Below are 15009 nucleotides of genomic sequence, written 5' to 3'. Positions count from 1 at the left end.
CCTTGCCTTTTAGCGAGTACCGCCATGTGTGAATTGCTCGGCATGAGCGCCAATGTGCCCACCGATATCGTCTTCAGCTTTACCGGGCTGATGCAGCGTGGCGGGCGTACCGGCCCGCATCGTGATGGCTGGGGCATCGGTTTTTATGAAGGGCGGGGCTTGCGTCTGTTCCAGGATCCGGCCGCCAGCAGCGAATCGGAGGTTGCCCAACTGGTGCAGCGCTATCCGATCAAGAGCGAAGTGGTGATCGGCCATATTCGCCAGGCCAACGTCGGCAAGGTCTGCCTCTCCAACACCCATCCCTTTGTGCGCGAGCTGTGGGGCCGAAACTGGTGTTTCGCCCATAACGGCCAGCTGGCAGATTTCGACCCGCAGGCGACGTTCTACCGCCCGGTCGGCGACACCGACAGCGAAGCGGCCTTCTGTGATCTGCTCAATCGCATCCGCACGGCATTTCCTGAGCCGGTTGAGGTCGAAACGTTGTTGCCGCAACTGGTTGCGGCCTGTAGCCAATACCGGCACAAGGGCGTGTTCAACGGTTTGCTCAGTGATGGCGACTGGCTGTTCTGCTTCTGTTCGACCAAACTGGCCCATATCACCCGGCGCGCACCGTTTGGGCCGGCACGCTTGAAGGATGTCGATGTGATCGTCGATTTCCAGGCAGAAACCACGCCGGATGATGTGGTCACCGTCATCGCCACCGAGCCTTTGACCGAAAACGAGACCTGGCATCGCTATGAACCCGGGCAGTGGGGCCTTTGGCGCCGGGGCGAACTCATCAGCGAGGGCAGGGCAGACTAGGGAGCCAGGACATGCTGCGAAGCTACCTGCGATTGGTACTGTTCACCTTGGGGTTGTTGGTCGGCGTGCAAGTGCCCGGCGTGATCAACGACTACAGCCAGCGCGTCGAAGCGCACCGCAACGAGGCGCTTGAAGGGCTCAAAGGCTTCAACGAGACGGCCAGGCGCTTCTTCGACGGAGATCTGCAGAAATTGGTGGCGCATTACCGGGCCAGCGACGACCCGGTTTTTCGCAGCGATGCCGAGAGCATTGCCAGCCTGCTGGGCCGTTTCCAGGCACTGGAGCGTGAATGGCAGGCCTTGCAGGGGCCTTGGTATCTACGCGCCTGGCACGTGCTGGCCACCCCTGATCCGCAACTGCGCGATGAAACCCTCAACGGATACAGCTACCAGATTCTACTGGCGCCTTCGGCCATTGCCTGGGGATTGGGCTTTGCGCTGGTGTTTGCCTGGGTGGTGGAGAGCGTTGTGGTGCTGATTGGCCTGCTGTTGCCGGGGCGTCGTCGTGACGCCCGGACGGATTGATACGGAAGGCATCATTCTCAGGGGGAACCCGTAGGGTGCCTGTCAACAGATTGCATGAGCCGCACGAGGTGTCCGCCTTGGTTTTTTCTTTGCTCTTGAGATCGCGCGCCGCCCGCGCGGCGCATCGCCGGCTAAAGCCGGCTCCCACATTGGTTGCAACGTGCCATGGCCTGTGAGATTGGAGTTGTCAGCCACACGCGCCCCCCCGAAACCACAAAGACCTAAAGCCGAACCACCCAGGCTAACAACCCCAACCCCACAGGCCATGGCACGTTGCAACCAATGTGGGAGCCGGCTTCAGCCGGCGAATGCGCCGCGCGGGCGGCGCTCGATTTTGGCAACAGCGCAAAACCCAAGGCAAGCGCCTGGAAGCCTTGATACAGGCCTCCCTCCCTTCATTCTCAGGGTGAACCCGTACTTAACTGACCGGCATCGCCAACACCACACGCTCGGGCCCGGATTTGGCGGCGTAAGCGGCCAACACCGAGCGACACAGCGCCACCACCTCATCACACCACTGCACCCCCACCTGCCACGCCACCACCACTTCCACGCCCGACGGTCGCGGCGTCAGGGGCAGCAGTGTCAATTCCCCGCGTGCCAGTTCTTCGCTGACCAACACGGGTGGCAAGGCACCGATGCCAAAACCGTCGCTCAACAGCCGAGTGATGGCCGAGACCGAATTCACGCAGTTCAATCGAGGTGCCTCCACGCCATGAGCTTGCAGCAGGCTCAAGACATCCTGGTGGGGGCGCGAGTTCTTCGAGAAGGTCACGATCCGCTCCCTGGCCAGTTCCGCCACCGAGGCGTAGTCGCGGTTGTAGATGGAGTTGCTGGCGACGATCCAGCCCATGGGGTAACTGGCCAGCGACTGGCTGCGGATCGAAGCCTGGTGGATCAGGTCGGTTTGCAAAATCAGGTCAAGAAAGCCTTTTTGCAGCTGATCACAGAGGTTCAGCGAGGTATCGGCGATGAGTTCGATTTCCACCTGCGGGTACTGCTCCATCAGCTCCGACACCAGCGGGCTGAGCCAGGTGTGGATGACGCTATCCATCACCCCCAGGCGAATCCGCCCGATCTTTTGTCGATCACCATCGAGCGACTGCTTGAGCGCCTTGGCGGTGTCCAGCATGCGCTCGGCATAGTCCAGCACCTTGACGCCTTCTGGCGTCAGGCTGACCCCTCGCGAATCGCGCAGGAACAGCTTGACCCCCAGTTCACCTTCCAGCACTGCAATGCGGCTGGAGATGGACGCCTGGGTCGTGAATAGCTTTTCGGCGGTCAGCCGAAAACTCTTCAGACGGGCGACCCAGACAAAGGATTCGAGGAATTTGAGGTTCATGATTCTTCTGCTCAGTGCGGGTAATCAAATTTTTCTTATGCCAGACACCCGGGTTTATTCGTTGGACGCTTGCGGCATGCCGCCCAAAAATGAGTCCAGGCCAAGACGTTCTCCGTCCTTGGTCAAACAATACCAATAAGTAGAGGCGTACAGTCCCATGAATAAGTCGGGAACCTTGGAACAGATCGCAGCCAGTGAGCGTGCCGGGCCTGGGCATTGGCGCCTTTGCAGCGGTGTCCTACGGGGTTGTGATCCTGGCGGCGCTGAGCCTGCCGGAAACCAAAGGCAAGCAATTGGATGCGAATTGAGACCATGGCGCGCACCCCGGAACATTTCCAGAACACACCAGGAGTCGCGGTGATGAACCGGCTGCTATTGAACTGCGACATCGGCGAAAGCTTTGGCAACTGGACCATGGGCCTGGATGCCGAAGTGATGCCGTTCATCGACTGCGCCAACATCGCTTGCGGCTTCCACGCCGGTGACCCCAGCACCATGGGCAGGACCGTGGCACTGGCGCTCAAGCATGGCGTGACGATTGGCGCTCATCCGGCCTATCCCGACCTGGTCGGTTTCGGTCGCCGCTCGATGGCGTGCTCGGCCCAGGAAATCCAGGACCTTCTGCATTATCAAATCGGTGCCCTGGACGGCATCTGCCGCGCCAAGGGCGGGCGGGTCAGTTACGTCAAGCCTCATGGCGCGCTGTACAACGACATGATGGCCGACCCCAAGATCCTGCGGGCGGTGATGCAGGCGGTCGCGACCTATGACAAGCAACTGCCGCTGATGCTGATGGCCACCCGGGACAACAGCGCCGCCCAGGCCATGGGCGATGAGATGGGATTGACCCTCTGGTTCGAGGCCTTTGCCGACCGGGCCTATGATCCAGCCGGGCGCCTGGTGTCGCGCCAGTTGCCAGGGGCCGTGCATCATGACCCCGAACAGGTGATCGCCCAGGCCTTGGCGTTGGCCAGCGGCCAGCCGCTGACCGCCAACGATGGCAGCGAGCTGCGCTTGGCGGCCGACACCCTGTGTGTCCATGGTGACAACGCCAGTTCTGTGGCGGCCGTCATGCGGATTCGCGAAGCATTGGACAGGTTGGCGTCATGAAGCCACGTATCGAAGTCGTGGGTATCGATTGTTTGATGGTGCGTCTGTTCGACCAGATAGATGAAGCCAATATGCCTTGGATGCTGGCTGCCACCCAGCGCCTGCACGCAGTTTTTGGTCAGCGCCTGATCGATCTGGTGCCGTCATACACCACCCTGATGGTGCATTACGACCTGATGCACATGTCGCCCAGCCAAGCACGTGCCTGCATTATCACAGCACTGGAAAAGCTTGAGCCGGATGCCAGTAGCAGTGGGCGTACCCACGAGATTCCAGTCTGGTATGACGCCTGTGTCGGCCCGGAGCTGGCGTTGCTGGCCAAGCGCATCGACAGTACTGTCGAACAGGTGATCGAGCAGCACAGCGGCCGCGAGTATCAGGTGTTTGCCTTGGGTTTTGCCCCCGGTTTTGCCTTTATGGGGCTGGTGGACGAATGCCTGGCAGCCCCTCGGCTGGACACCCCGCGCAAGCGCGTAGCGGCCGGCAGTGTGGGCATTGCGGAGCGTCAGACCGCCGCCTACCCAGCCGTGTCGCCCGGTGGCTGGAACCTGATCGGGCGTACACCGAGCCGCTTGTTCGACCGTGAGCGAGAAGGCTACAGCTTGTTGCAGCCGGGCGATCGGGTGCGTTTCGTGGCGGTGGATCATGCCGCTTTCATTCGGCTTGGCGGTGACGATACGCCCTTGGAGTCTCTGGCATGAGTCAGTTATTGATCGAGGCAAGCAACCCGTTGTGCCTGCTGCAGGATGCAGGGAGATTCGGTGTCCGGCACTTGGGCGTGACGCAGGGCGGGGCGCTGGACTGGGTATCGATGTCCTGGGCCAACTGGTTGCTGGGCAACTCGCTGGATGCCCCTGTGGTGGAAATCACCTTGGGCGGCTTCGCCGTGCTGGCCGAGGGGGATTGCCACGTGGCGTTGGCGGGTGCGGACATGGGCGCACGAGTCGATGGGCAGCCCGTGTTGCCCTGGCAGGTGGTTGAACTCAAGGCGGGCCAGTGCTTGCGATTTTCCCATGCCCAAGTAGGGGCCCGTGCCTATCTCGCCGCGCCGGGCGGCTTCGTGGCCCCGCAAGTGCTGGGCAGTTGTGCCAGTGTGTCGCGTGAGCAGTTGGGGGGGCTTGATGGGTTCGGCTCGGCGTTGGCCAAGGGCGAGCGGTTGAGCATTGCCGGGCAGGGTGGCACCCGCCGTTCGATGCCACGCGAGTGCATACCGGACTTCACGGGTAGCGTGTCGCTGGATCTGGTGCTGGGGGCGCAGCATGGCGAGTTCAGTGGCCAGAGCCTGTTTGATGCCTTCAACCGTGACTGGACCCTGGACACCCGCGCCGACCGCATGGGCATGCGCCTGTTGGGGCCGGTCCTGGTTTATCAGGGCAAGCCGATGATCTCCGAAGGCATTCCCCTGGGCGCGGTCCAAGTGCCGCCGGATGGGCAGCCTATCGTGTTGCTCAATGACCGGCAGACCATTGGCGGGTATCCGCGTCTGGGGGCCTTGACACCCTTGGCGCTGGCGCGGCTGGCGCAGTGTTTGCCAGGGGCGGTGGTGAGGCTGGTGCCGGTGCTGCAGGACATGGCCCATGAGCAGCATCGGCGGTATCTGCAAAGGTTTCTGTAAGCTCAACCCTCAACCCTCAACCCTCAACCCTGTAGCCGCTGCCGAAGGCTGCGATGCGGCCCGCCAGGGGCGCCAATGCGGATCTGAGATCCCGCGCCCGCGGTGCGGTCGATCGCAGCCTAGCGGCAGCGGCTACGACAAAAACTTCATCCCTTCTTCCAGCCCACTCAAGGTCAGGGGGTACATCCGATTCTCGACCAGCTCTCGCACAATGTTGGTCGAGGCGGTGTAGTGCCAGGTGTCCTTGGGGTAGGGGTTGATCCAGATAAGTTTCTTGTACTTCTCCATCAAACGCTGCATCCAGACGTACCCGGCTTCTTCGTTCCAGTGCTCGACACTGCCCCCCGGCTGGGTGATTTCGTAGGGCGCCATGGCCGCGTCACCGACAAACACCACTTTGTAGTCAGCGCCGTACTTGTGCAGCAGGTCCAGGGTCGAGGTGCGTTCGGCGCTGCGGCGCAGGTTGTTCTTCCAGACGGACTCGTAGACGAAGTTGTGGAAGTAGAAGTACTCCAGGTGCTTGAACTCGGTCTTGCAGGCCGAGAACAGTTCCTCGCAGATCTTCACATGGGCATCCATCGAGCCGCCGATGTCGAACAGCAACAGCAGTTTCACGCTGTTGCGCCGCTCCGGGCGCATCTGAATGTTCAGAAGGCCTGCGTCACGAGCGGTGTGGTCGATGGTGCCGTCGATATCCAATTCGTCCGCGGCACCTTGGCGTGCGAACTTGCGCAGCCTGCGCAAGGCCACCTTGATGTTGCGGGTGCCCAGTTCCACCTGGTCGTCGAGGTTCTTGTACTCGCGCTGGTCCCAGACTTTGACCGCCTTGCCCTGGCGCTTGCCAGCATCGCCAACGCGAATACCCTCGGGGTTGTAACCGCCCGAACCGAAGGGGCTGGTGCCACCGGTGCCGATCCACTTGTTGCCACCGGCATGGCGTTCCTTCTGTTCTTCCAGGCGCTTCTTGAATGCCTCGATCAGCTTGTCCAGCCCACCCAGGGATTGGATCTGGGCGCGTTCCTCGTCGCTGAGCGAGCGCTCGAACTCCTTGCGCAGCCAATCTTCGGGGATCAGCGCCTGAAGTAAGTCATCGAGTTTTTCCAGGCCATTGAAATAGGCCGAGAACGCCCGGTCGAACTTGTCGAAATGGCGTTCGTCCTTCACCAGAATCGCGCGCGACAAGTAATAGAACTCGTCCATGTCGGCAAAGGTCACGCCCTGCTTGAGGGCGTTAATCAGATCGAGCAGCTCGCGCACCGACACCGGCACCTTGGCGGCGCGCATTTCATTGAACAGGTTGAGCAGCATAGCCGTCGTCCCTCCGGGTAAAGGGGTTGATCAGCGATTGGTGCGACGGCTCATGAACGCCAGGCGCTCGAGCAATTGCACGTCCTGCTCGTTTTTCACCAGCGCGCCGGCCAGCGGAGGGATGGCCTTGGTCGGGTCGCGCTCGCGCAGTACGGCTTCACCGATATTGTCGGCCATCAGCAGTTTGAGCCAGTCGACCAGTTCTGAGGTGGAAGGTTTTTTCTTCAGGCCCGGCACCTTGCGCACATCGAAGAACACCTCGAGCGCTTCGTTGACCAGGTCTTTCTTGATGTTGGGGTAATGCACATCGACGATGCGCTGCATGGTGGTGCGGTCGGGGAAGGCGATGTAGTGGAAGAAGCAGCGGCGCAGGAAGGCGTCCGGCAGCTCTTTTTCGTTGTTGGAGGTAATGATGATGATCGGCCGGTGCTTGGCCTTGATGGTTTCATCGGTCTCGTAGACGTAGAACTCCATCTTGTCGAGTTCTTGCAGCAGGTCGTTGGGGAATTCGATGTCGGCCTTGTCGATTTCATCGATCAGCAGGATCACCCGCTCATCGGCTTCGAACGCCTCCCACAATTTGCCTTTTTTCAGGTAGTTGCGCACATCGTGGACCTTGTCCACGCCCAGCTGCGAGTCACGCAGGCGGCTGACCGCATCGTATTCATAGAGGCCCTGGTGGGCCTTGGTGGTCGACTTGATGTGCCAGGTAATCAGGCGGGCGCCCGCAGCGGCTGCCAGTTGCTCGGCCAGCATGGTTTTGCCGGTGCCAGGTTCGCCCTTGACCAGCAGCGGCCGCTGCAGAGTGATGGCGGCGTTGACCGCAAGCTTGAGGTCGTCTGTGGCGACGTATGCGCTGGTACCTTCGAACTTCATCTGCCCAATCCTCGATCATGGCGCCGCGCACAGGGTGCGGGCGAAAAATGTGATGCGCGACTATAACGCGGGCCCCGGTCGGCTGGAAACGCAGACGGCCCATTCAGCCTCTGAATAGGGCGTCACCTCTTGACTTAGCCGGACTTGGGCGGGGGCTGTTCGTAGCGCGCGTTGAAGGCCTGGATGAAGCCATTGCGCAAAATCTGCAAAAAGGCCTCGAAGGCGCTGATATCACGTTGATGAACGCTGCCGCGAAGCTCCACCCGGGTGGCAAACTGGTTTTTACGCTGGTTCTTCAACACGGTTTCGGTGCTACCCACCAGCGCTTCCCAGATCGAGCGGAAAAACCCCTTGTTCTTGTTTTCCACATCCTGTTGCCAGTTGAACACGTCCACATTGTGCAGCAGCGGCTTGATATAGCCGCTGAGCTGGCCCTCGCGGGCGTCAGCTTCGATCACCACGTCACCGCTGCCGGAATTGAAATCGAATTTGCCATAGGCTGCGGCAAAGTCATTGAGCCTTCGGAGTTCAATGCCGGTGGTGCGCAGGCGAAATTCGAAATCCTCGAACTTGCTGAACGGGTCGAAAGTGGCCGTGGTTTCCAGCGGTGCATGCCCAAGCAGCAGGGCCTTGCCCTCGAAGCGTGCGTCGCGCCGGCCCTTGAGGTCTTCGACGTTGGTGAGGTTGAAGAGGCTGGCATTCACCTGGGTGGCCTTGAGATTGACGGGCGGTTTGGAGGTGAAGTTGCGAAAGGTGATGATGCCATCGTCGATGCGTACTTCGTTGAGGGTGATGGGCAACAGTTTGTCTAACTGATCTCGCCAGTCAGTGCCTTCACCGGTCTGGGATGCCTTCTTGCTGCCACCATCGACGAAGTTGAGTTCAGGTCGCAAAAACGTTACTTCGGCCACCACGGCGTGGTCGTACCAGAGCGAATGCCAACTGACGGAGAGGTCCATCAGCGGGGCATCGAGGAAGGGGACCGGCACCTTGCCGTCCACCTTGACGATCTTCAAACCGTTGATCTGGTAGGCACCGCGCCACCAGGCCAGGTCGATATCGGCGATCTGGCCACGGTAGTCACCCATGTTGGCCAAACGGTCGTTGAGGTAGTTGCGCACCGCCCACGGCAGGGTCAGGTGAATGAGCAACAACAGGGCCACAAGACCCGTCAGGCTGAATAATGGCCAACGGTAACGTCGTTTCATGGGCTGGGTCCGAAACGGTCTATAAATTGTTGACTCTCAGGCGCCGCAAGCGTTCGACGAAAGTGGACTGGCCGGGGGCGCAGGCTTACCCTTGAGGTTTTCAGACAGTGAGTAAAGGACCCAGTCATGAGCCGCATTTTCGCTGATAACGCGCATTCCATCGGCAACACGCCGCTGGTGCAGATCAACCGTATCGCCCCCCGTGGCGTGACCGTGTTGGCCAAGATTGAAGGACGCAACCCTGGCTACTCGGTCAAATGCCGCATTGGCGCGAATATGATCTGGGACGCTGAAAGCACCGGCCGGCTCAAGCCAGGCATGACCATCGTCGAACCCACTTCTGGTAACACCGGCATCGGCCTTGCCTTCGTGGCTGCCGCTCGTGGCTACAAATTGATGCTGACCATGCCCTCTTCCATGAGCATCGAACGCCGTAAGGTCCTCAAGGCCCTGGGGGCTGAGTTGGTACTGACCGAGCCTGCCAAGGGCATGAAAGGCGCGATCGAGAAAGCAGCCGAGATCGTTGCCAGCGACATCGACAAATACTTCATGCCCCAGCAGTTCGATAACCCGGCCAACCCGGCCATCCATGAGAAAACCACCGGCCCGGAAATCTGGAACGACACCGATGGCGCAGTCGATGTGTTGGTGGCGGGCGTCGGTACTGGCGGCACCATCACGGGTGTGTCGCGGTACATCAAGAACACTCGGGGCAAGCCGATCCTGTCGGTGGCTGTCGAGCCGATCAGCTCGCCGGTGATCACTCAGACCCTGGCAGGTGAAGAACTCAAGCCCAGCCCGCACAAGATCCAGGGCATTGGCGCAGGTTTCGTGCCGAAGAACCTGGACCTGTCGATGGTCGACCTGGTCGAGCAAGTGAGTGACGAAGAGTCCAAGGCCATGGCCCTGCGCCTGATGCAGGAAGAGGGCATCCTCTCTGGCATTTCCTGCGGTGCGGCCATGGCCGTGGCTGTGCGCCTGGCTGAGAAACCCGAGATGCAGGGCAAAACCATCGTGGTCATCCTGCCGGATTCGGGTGAGCGGTACCTGTCGAGCATGCTCTTCAGTGATTTGTTCACCGAGCAGGAAAACCAGCAGTAAGGGCTGCCCGCAGGTTGTGTGGGCACCCCCACATGACCTGCGGCAATATCGCCCGCGGCTGTTTGTTGCACAATGATCAACACACAATGTTGGATCCCAGCGGTTTTTACCTAGGCGGGATCGGTTTATCATGGCCAATTGCTCAGCCAAGGATGTCGGTGCATGACCTTTTCGTTTGTCGCCAAGGCTTCGGTATTACTGGTGTTTTTGGGTAGTACCCTTTATGTGCATCTGCGCGGCAAGGCGCGTTTGCCGCTGCTGCGCCAGTTTGTCAACCATTCCGCCTTGTTTGCGCCTTACAACGCTTTGATGTACCTGTTCTCGGGCGTGCCCTCCAAACCCTATCTGGATCGCAGCAAATTCCCCGAGCTGGACGTGCTCAAGGACAATTGGGAAGTCATTCGCGAAGAGGCCATGCACCTGTTTGACGAAGGCTATATTCGTGCGGCAGAGAAGAACAACGACGCCGGTTTCGGATCGTTCTTCAAGAAAGGCTGGAAGCGCTTTTACCTTAAGTGGTACGACAAACCCCTTCCATCGGCCAACCTGTTGTGCCCCAGGACCGTCGAGCTGGTCAGCCGTATTCCCAACGTCAAGGGCGCCATGTTTGCGTTGCTGCCCGGTGGCAGCCACCTGAACCCGCACCGCGATCCCTTTGCCGGTTCCCTGCGCTACCACTTGGGGCTCTCCACGCCCAACTCTGACGATTGCCGCATCTACGTCGACGGCCAGGTCTACGCCTGGCGCGATGGTGAAGACGTGATGTTCGACGAAACCTATGTGCACTGGGTCAAGAACGAAACCGAACACACCCGCGTCATCTTGTTCTGCGACATCGAACGGCCGTTGAACAGCAGCTTCATGACCCACGTCAACCGCCGTGTCAGTGCCTTTCTCGGGCGCGCCACGGCGCCGCAAAACCTGGACGACGAGCGCGTTGGCGGTATCAACCAGGCCTATGCCTGGAGCAAGAACTTCAGCAACAGCATCAGCGGCCAGGTCAAGCAGTTCAAGCGCGCCAACCCCAAGCTGTATCGCATTCTGCGCCCCGTGCTGGCGGTGCTGGTCCTGTACGTGCTCGGTCGCTGGTTGTTCGGCTGAGATGTAGGAGCCGGGTTCACCCGCGATGCAGACGACGCGGTGTATCAGGCATGGCCTCTCGCGAGCAAGCTCGGCTCCTGCAACTGGTCGGCGGTGGCACGCGTTGGCAGGAGCATGGCTTGCCAGCGATGAAGCCACCGCGGTGTATCAGGCATGGCCTCTCGCGAGCAAGCTCGGCTCCTGCAACTGGTCGGCGGTGGCACGCGTTGGTAGGAGCATGGCTTGCCAGCGATGAAGCCACCGCGGTGTATCAGGCATGGCCTCTCGCGGGTAAACCCGGCTCCTACCGGGCAACGGGGGTGGCTACCGCTGCTGGCTTGAGCACCAGCCACAGCGCCAGGGCGATCAGCACGCCGCCATACAGGTGGCCCATCGACAGCGGCTCGTCGAGCAGCCAGGCGCCCCAGAGCACCCCGAAGATCGGAATCATGAAGGTCACGGTGGAGGCCTTGATCGGGCCGATTTCGCTGAGCAGGCGAAAGTACAGGATGTACGCAAACGCGGTACACACCAGCCCAAGCCCCAACAGGGAAGCCCAGACTTTCCAGCCACCCCAGCTGGCAGGTGGATGGGTGAGGGCGCTGTAGCCGAACAGCGGCACCAGCAGGAGTGTGGCACCGAGCATGCTGCCCAGCGCTGATAATCGGCTGTCCAGGCCGCCTTGGTGATCCAGCCAGCGTCGTGCCAGAAAACCCGCCAGGCCATAACAGGCGGTGGCGGCAAGACACGCCAGCGCACCGCCGATCAACTGCGCATCAAACGCCACCGGCCCCGCGCCACTGAGCACCGCGACACCCAGCAAGCCCAGGAATATGCCACTCAACTTGGTGAGCGTCATGGGCTCACGAAACATCAAGGCGCCTATCAATACGCCCATCAAGGGCGTGGTGGCATTGAAGATCGCCGAATAGCCGGCCGGCAACACCTGGGCTGCGACCGAATACATCGTTGCCGGAATGCCCGAATTGATCATTCCCAGCAGCAGGCAGGCGCCGAACTTGCCGCGAAAATTCCAGTCGATCCGCATCAGCGCCAGAGTCACCAGCAACCCGAGCGCGGCGATGGACACGCGAAAGAAGGCGGTCGGTATCGTGCCGATTTCGGGCGCAATAATACGCATGAACAAAAAGCTCGCGCCCCAGACAGCGGCAAGCAATAACAGACGAAACAGCGAGGTGGGGCTCACGATGGACTCCAGATCCTTGGGGCAGGGCGTGAGTTTACGGCATGGCGCTGAATGGATTCTTGCGCTTTCTTGCGGTTGAATCCGAAGCCCAGCAGCCCGCGTCATTAAAAATCACTCTTGGCTCGTTACGCTGCTCGTTGATCTTCGCAATCGAGCAAACAATATGAAGCGGGCGCTTTCTCTCAAGGGGCTTTGGTGGTGCATGGGGATCGCTGCGCTGGTGATGGCCGTCAATGCTCAGCAACAGCGTGTGTATGAGCGCATCTGGTTTGACTGGGTGCAACGTGAGCGAGTTGAGCACACCCCTGTCGCAGGGGTGAAACTGGCGCGTTACAAGGCCGATATCCAGGCTTTGCCGTTGACCGGTTTCGAAAATCTGTCGGCGCTGTCGTTTGACCGTGAGCGCCGCACCCTGGTCAGTTTGACCAACCAGAATCCTCAGTTCGTCGAGCTGTCTCTGGACGGCCAGTTGTTGCGCAGTATTCCGATGATCGGTTTCGAAGACCCGGAAGCCATCGAGTACATCCGCCCCGGCACCTACGTGGTGGTAGAAGAGCGGCGCAGGCGCCTGACTGAAATCCATGTAGGGCCTGATACCAAAGCCATCGATAGTGCCGACCCCGTCAACGCTCGCCAGGTGATCCTGGGTGAGCAGGACACCGAAAACAAGGGCTTCGAAGGCCTGGCCTATGATCCGGTGCATCAGCGCCTGTTCGTGTCCAAGGAAAAAGATCCCGTCCGTATCTTGGAAATCAGCGGTTTTTTTGCAGCGCGCACCGAAGCCTCGGGCCTGGACGTCGCCAGCGATTCTTCGCGCGATGAGGGTTTGTTCCTGACTGACCTTTCCAGCCTCTGGTATGACGTTGCGTCCCAGCATTTGCTGGCGCTGTCGGACGAGTCCAAGGTGCTGATCGAACTCGACACCCAAGGCCGTCCGGTCAGTACCCTGACCCTTCGCGCCGGCCGCCATGGGCTTAAAGCTGATGTGCCGCAGGCCGAAGGGGTGGCGATGGATGAGGTGGGGAATGTGTATGTGCTGAGCGAGCCGAACCTGTTTTATCGATTCAAGGGTTAGACAGCCTTACCAATACTCGATGGTTCCTGCCCAAATGTTTCGGCTAAGCGTCCTCAGCAGCTCGTCGGTCTGCTGTTCGAACAGGTCTCGCAATTGCTCGGCCCGAACGATCAGTTCGCCTTCGGGAAGGTTGCGTTGCGCATTTTCCAGTTCCTGGTCCAGGAGCACCCGCGATTGAGCAAAGCGTTCTGAGTAGCGCTGCTCTAAGCGCTCGATCCAGAAAGCATGTTCATACCGATCATTTTCATCACGCGCCAACAGGGCGTCCAAGCCACTGCTCGTAGCTGGGTTGAGGTTTTCCAATCGAGTGTGAAGGGCTTCCATCCATTGGCTGCTCAGCAAGGGCAGTTCGTTGACGGCCGCATCGAGAAACACTAGCTCCTCATCCCTGGGTGCCTGCGGCAAAGGAATGACCTGCTCTGTCGCCACCGCGCGCAATGTCCATTGGTAAAGGGGCTCGAAAACGTCGTCATTCAAAGCGGGGATCAGCGCGAACAGCGCATCGGTGATAACGCTGCAACGGACGCGGTTAACGGCAACCTCGAGCAGTTGTTCGGTTTGCAAGCGCGCAGTGGGCGCGGCCAGGGCACGGGCGATCTCGGCGGCAGGCTCCAGTAACAACACTGATTGATGAGCGCGCTCGATGGCGCGTTCGCGCAAGGCTGGATCCTGATTGAGCCACTCCAGCAAATGCCAGAATCGCCGCAGTGTCGTTTGTGGCGCGATTCGGTAATCGATGGTCTCGATGATATAGCGTTGGGCACGGATAAAGGTCAGTGGCATGGTTGAGCACAACTGAAGCCAACATTGGCGTTGGCTATCGCTGGCGGGGTCGAGCAAGTGGCGATATTCCTGTTGCGCCACCATCAGATCGATTCCATGGGTGGTGTAGTAATGGTCGATCCGGGTCAGGGTGGCGGGAGTGAACGGGTTGTCTTCAAGGTTCAGCGCCTGGCCCACCGCAGGCGGGACCATGAATCCCACGGGGAGAGTGGTCAGTTGGTTGGACGACAGGTCAATCACTTCCGCGCGCGACAGCAAAGGGAGGCCTCTGGGCAGAGAGGTCAAGTCATTGTTGGAAAGATCGACCCCTCCCAGCAAGGGGAGGGCAGTGAGGTCAGGCGCCACCTGCAATGAGTTGTTTGACAATACCAGGGCAGTCAGCTGCGAATAGGTTTGTAACGTCGCCTGGGCGGTGTCGTTCCAGACAATCCGATTGTCCGAGAGATCGAGCAGGAACAGGTTCGGGTTCAGGTTGGCGGGAATCGTACTCAGCTCACAATCCTGGGCAATGAACCGACGAAGGTCGGGGAAGTGCCGGATGAAGGCATCCGGTATGTCGGCCAATGGGTTACTGATCAACGACAGCTCCTGGACATGGGCCAGCGAGACCGTCAGGGCTGGAAAATTCGCCAGGCTTTGTGACGTCAGCATCTGGTCATCGAAGTCCAGAGTCACCAAGGTCTGCCCATCGGAGAGTTCACGCGTTGAGATTCTGCGCCAGGCGTCGATGATGCGTTCACGGGCCATTGGGCCTGGTGCGTCCCAGGCATTGAGTTCGTTGCGCAGTCGTATCAACGCTTCTTCAAGCACGCTCAGTGCGTGTTCGGGGTTGTTCCAGCCATGGACAGCAGTCAGCGCTTGCTGCTCGCTGGCACGCGGATATAGCGCACGGTAACGATCGATGAGGGCTAGTGCGTGCGGGGAAGGGGCATCGTGGTGGTTCATGGTTGACTCCTGTGGCTAAGGCCTGCAGGAAACG

At 60.1% G+C, this 15009-nt stretch carries 14 protein-coding genes and 1 pseudogene; 9 read left to right on the top strand and 6 right to left on the bottom strand.

Features of this window, described 5'->3' with window-relative positions:
• Positions 1-24: 24 nt before the first annotated feature.
• The gene (locus AC3IX4_RS22550; protein WP_489257577.1) at positions 25-801 is read left to right on the top strand and encodes a class II glutamine amidotransferase; all 777 of its coding nucleotides are present in this window, start codon (positions 25-27) and stop codon (positions 799-801) included.
• An 11-nt stretch (positions 802-812) separates the two neighbouring features.
• Complete coding sequence (locus AC3IX4_RS22545) at positions 813-1325, top strand: DUF2937 family protein (RefSeq protein ID WP_489257576.1); 513 nt, start codon at positions 813-815, stop codon at positions 1323-1325.
• A gap of 418 nt (positions 1326-1743) precedes the next feature.
• On the opposite strand, the gene AC3IX4_RS22540 is transcribed toward AC3IX4_RS22545, so the two are convergent.
• On the bottom strand, positions 1744-2667 hold the full coding sequence (locus AC3IX4_RS22540) for a LysR family transcriptional regulator (RefSeq protein ID WP_489257575.1): 924 nt from the start codon (positions 2665-2667) through the stop codon (positions 1744-1746).
• Positions 2668-2873: 206 nt separating this feature from the next.
• On the opposite strand from AC3IX4_RS22540, the pseudogene AC3IX4_RS22535 reads away from it, so the two are divergent.
• From AC3IX4_RS22535 to AC3IX4_RS22520, 4 genes and pseudogenes are all read left to right on the top strand, one after another.
• A pseudogene (locus tag AC3IX4_RS22535) lies at positions 2874-2975 on the top strand (hypothetical protein); the annotation flags it as partial.
• Positions 2976-3027: 52 nt separating this feature from the next.
• The gene (locus tag AC3IX4_RS22530) at positions 3028-3777 is read left to right on the top strand and encodes a 5-oxoprolinase subunit PxpA (protein ID WP_489257574.1); all 750 of its coding nucleotides are present in this window, start codon (positions 3028-3030) and stop codon (positions 3775-3777) included.
• Positions 3774-4478, top strand: coding sequence for a 5-oxoprolinase subunit PxpB (gene pxpB / locus AC3IX4_RS22525; protein ID WP_489257573.1), 705 nt, complete (start codon positions 3774-3776; stop codon positions 4476-4478). The genes AC3IX4_RS22530 and pxpB overlap by 4 nt, the downstream gene beginning before the upstream one ends.
• Complete coding sequence (locus AC3IX4_RS22520; protein WP_489257572.1) at positions 4475-5392, top strand: 5-oxoprolinase subunit C family protein; 918 nt, start codon at positions 4475-4477, stop codon at positions 5390-5392. Before pxpB ends, AC3IX4_RS22520 begins: the two co-directional genes overlap by 4 nt.
• A gap of 132 nt (positions 5393-5524) precedes the next feature.
• Here AC3IX4_RS22520 and AC3IX4_RS22515 read toward each other — a convergent pair whose 3' ends face one another.
• The 3 genes from AC3IX4_RS22515 to AC3IX4_RS22505 form a co-directional block, all read right to left on the bottom strand.
• Positions 5525-6700 (bottom strand): vWA domain-containing protein, encoded by a 1176-nt coding sequence (locus tag AC3IX4_RS22515; RefSeq protein ID WP_489257571.1) that lies wholly within the window; start codon positions 6698-6700, stop codon positions 5525-5527.
• Between the two features lie 30 nt (positions 6701-6730).
• The gene (locus AC3IX4_RS22510; protein ID WP_489257570.1) at positions 6731-7576 is read right to left on the bottom strand and encodes an AAA family ATPase; all 846 of its coding nucleotides are present in this window, start codon (positions 7574-7576) and stop codon (positions 6731-6733) included.
• A gap of 134 nt (positions 7577-7710) precedes the next feature.
• Positions 7711-8784, bottom strand: coding sequence for an AsmA family protein (locus AC3IX4_RS22505; RefSeq protein ID WP_489257569.1), 1074 nt, complete (start codon positions 8782-8784; stop codon positions 7711-7713).
• Between the two features lie 126 nt (positions 8785-8910).
• Here AC3IX4_RS22505 and cysK point away from each other — a divergent pair, with 126 nt between their 5' ends.
• On the top strand, positions 8911-9885 hold the full coding sequence (cysK, locus tag AC3IX4_RS22500; protein WP_489257568.1) for a cysteine synthase A: 975 nt from the start codon (positions 8911-8913) through the stop codon (positions 9883-9885).
• A gap of 162 nt (positions 9886-10047) precedes the next feature.
• Positions 10048-10986 carry an aspartyl/asparaginyl beta-hydroxylase domain-containing protein gene (locus AC3IX4_RS22495; RefSeq protein ID WP_489257567.1) on the top strand — a complete coding sequence of 313 codons (939 nt, stop codon included), beginning with the start codon at positions 10048-10050 and terminating at the stop codon, positions 10984-10986.
• Between the two features lie 283 nt (positions 10987-11269).
• On the opposite strand, the gene AC3IX4_RS22490 is transcribed toward AC3IX4_RS22495, so the two are convergent.
• A complete protein-coding gene (locus tag AC3IX4_RS22490; protein ID WP_489257566.1) occupies positions 11270-12172 on the bottom strand; it encodes a DMT family transporter in 903 nt (300 codons plus the stop codon).
• Positions 12173-12335: 163 nt separating this feature from the next.
• On the opposite strand from AC3IX4_RS22490, the gene AC3IX4_RS22485 reads away from it, so the two are divergent.
• A complete protein-coding gene (locus AC3IX4_RS22485; RefSeq protein ID WP_489257565.1) occupies positions 12336-13247 on the top strand; it encodes an SdiA-regulated domain-containing protein in 912 nt (303 codons plus the stop codon).
• A gap of 6 nt (positions 13248-13253) precedes the next feature.
• Here AC3IX4_RS22485 and AC3IX4_RS22480 read toward each other — a convergent pair whose 3' ends face one another.
• Positions 13254-14975: a leucine-rich repeat domain-containing protein gene (locus AC3IX4_RS22480; RefSeq protein ID WP_489257564.1), complete on the bottom strand. Its 1722-nt coding sequence runs from the start codon at positions 14973-14975 to the stop codon at positions 13254-13256.
• Positions 14976-15009 lie beyond the last annotated feature (34 nt).

The organism is Pseudomonas sp. KH_021 (assembly GCF_057838865.1).
The sequence above is the reverse complement of the archived record's forward strand: the minus strand, read 5'-3'. Positions and strand labels throughout refer to the sequence as shown.

Coding starts and splice junctions, on each gene's coding strand:
- AC3IX4_RS22550 (WP_489257577.1), top strand. CDS start 25: ATGTGTGAATTGCTCGGCATGAGCGCCAATGTGCCCACCGATATCGTC.
- AC3IX4_RS22545 (WP_489257576.1), top strand. CDS start 813: ATGCTGCGAAGCTACCTGCGATTGGTACTGTTCACCTTGGGGTTGTTG.
- AC3IX4_RS22540 (WP_489257575.1), bottom strand. CDS start 2,667: ATGAACCTCAAATTCCTCGAATCCTTTGTCTGGGTCGCCCGTCTGAAG.
- AC3IX4_RS22530 (WP_489257574.1), top strand. CDS start 3,028: ATGAACCGGCTGCTATTGAACTGCGACATCGGCGAAAGCTTTGGCAAC.
- pxpB (WP_489257573.1), top strand. CDS start 3,774: ATGAAGCCACGTATCGAAGTCGTGGGTATCGATTGTTTGATGGTGCGT.
- AC3IX4_RS22520 (WP_489257572.1), top strand. CDS start 4,475: ATGAGTCAGTTATTGATCGAGGCAAGCAACCCGTTGTGCCTGCTGCAG.
- AC3IX4_RS22515 (WP_489257571.1), bottom strand. CDS start 6,700: ATGCTGCTCAACCTGTTCAATGAAATGCGCGCCGCCAAGGTGCCGGTG.
- AC3IX4_RS22510 (WP_489257570.1), bottom strand. CDS start 7,576: ATGAAGTTCGAAGGTACCAGCGCATACGTCGCCACAGACGACCTCAAG.
- AC3IX4_RS22505 (WP_489257569.1), bottom strand. CDS start 8,784: ATGAAACGACGTTACCGTTGGCCATTATTCAGCCTGACGGGTCTTGTG.
- cysK (WP_489257568.1), top strand. CDS start 8,911: ATGAGCCGCATTTTCGCTGATAACGCGCATTCCATCGGCAACACGCCG.
- AC3IX4_RS22495 (WP_489257567.1), top strand. CDS start 10,048: ATGACCTTTTCGTTTGTCGCCAAGGCTTCGGTATTACTGGTGTTTTTG.
- AC3IX4_RS22485 (WP_489257565.1), top strand. CDS start 12,336: ATGAAGCGGGCGCTTTCTCTCAAGGGGCTTTGGTGGTGCATGGGGATC.
- AC3IX4_RS22480 (WP_489257564.1), bottom strand. CDS start 14,975: ATGAACCACCACGATGCCCCTTCCCCGCACGCACTAGCCCTCATCGAT.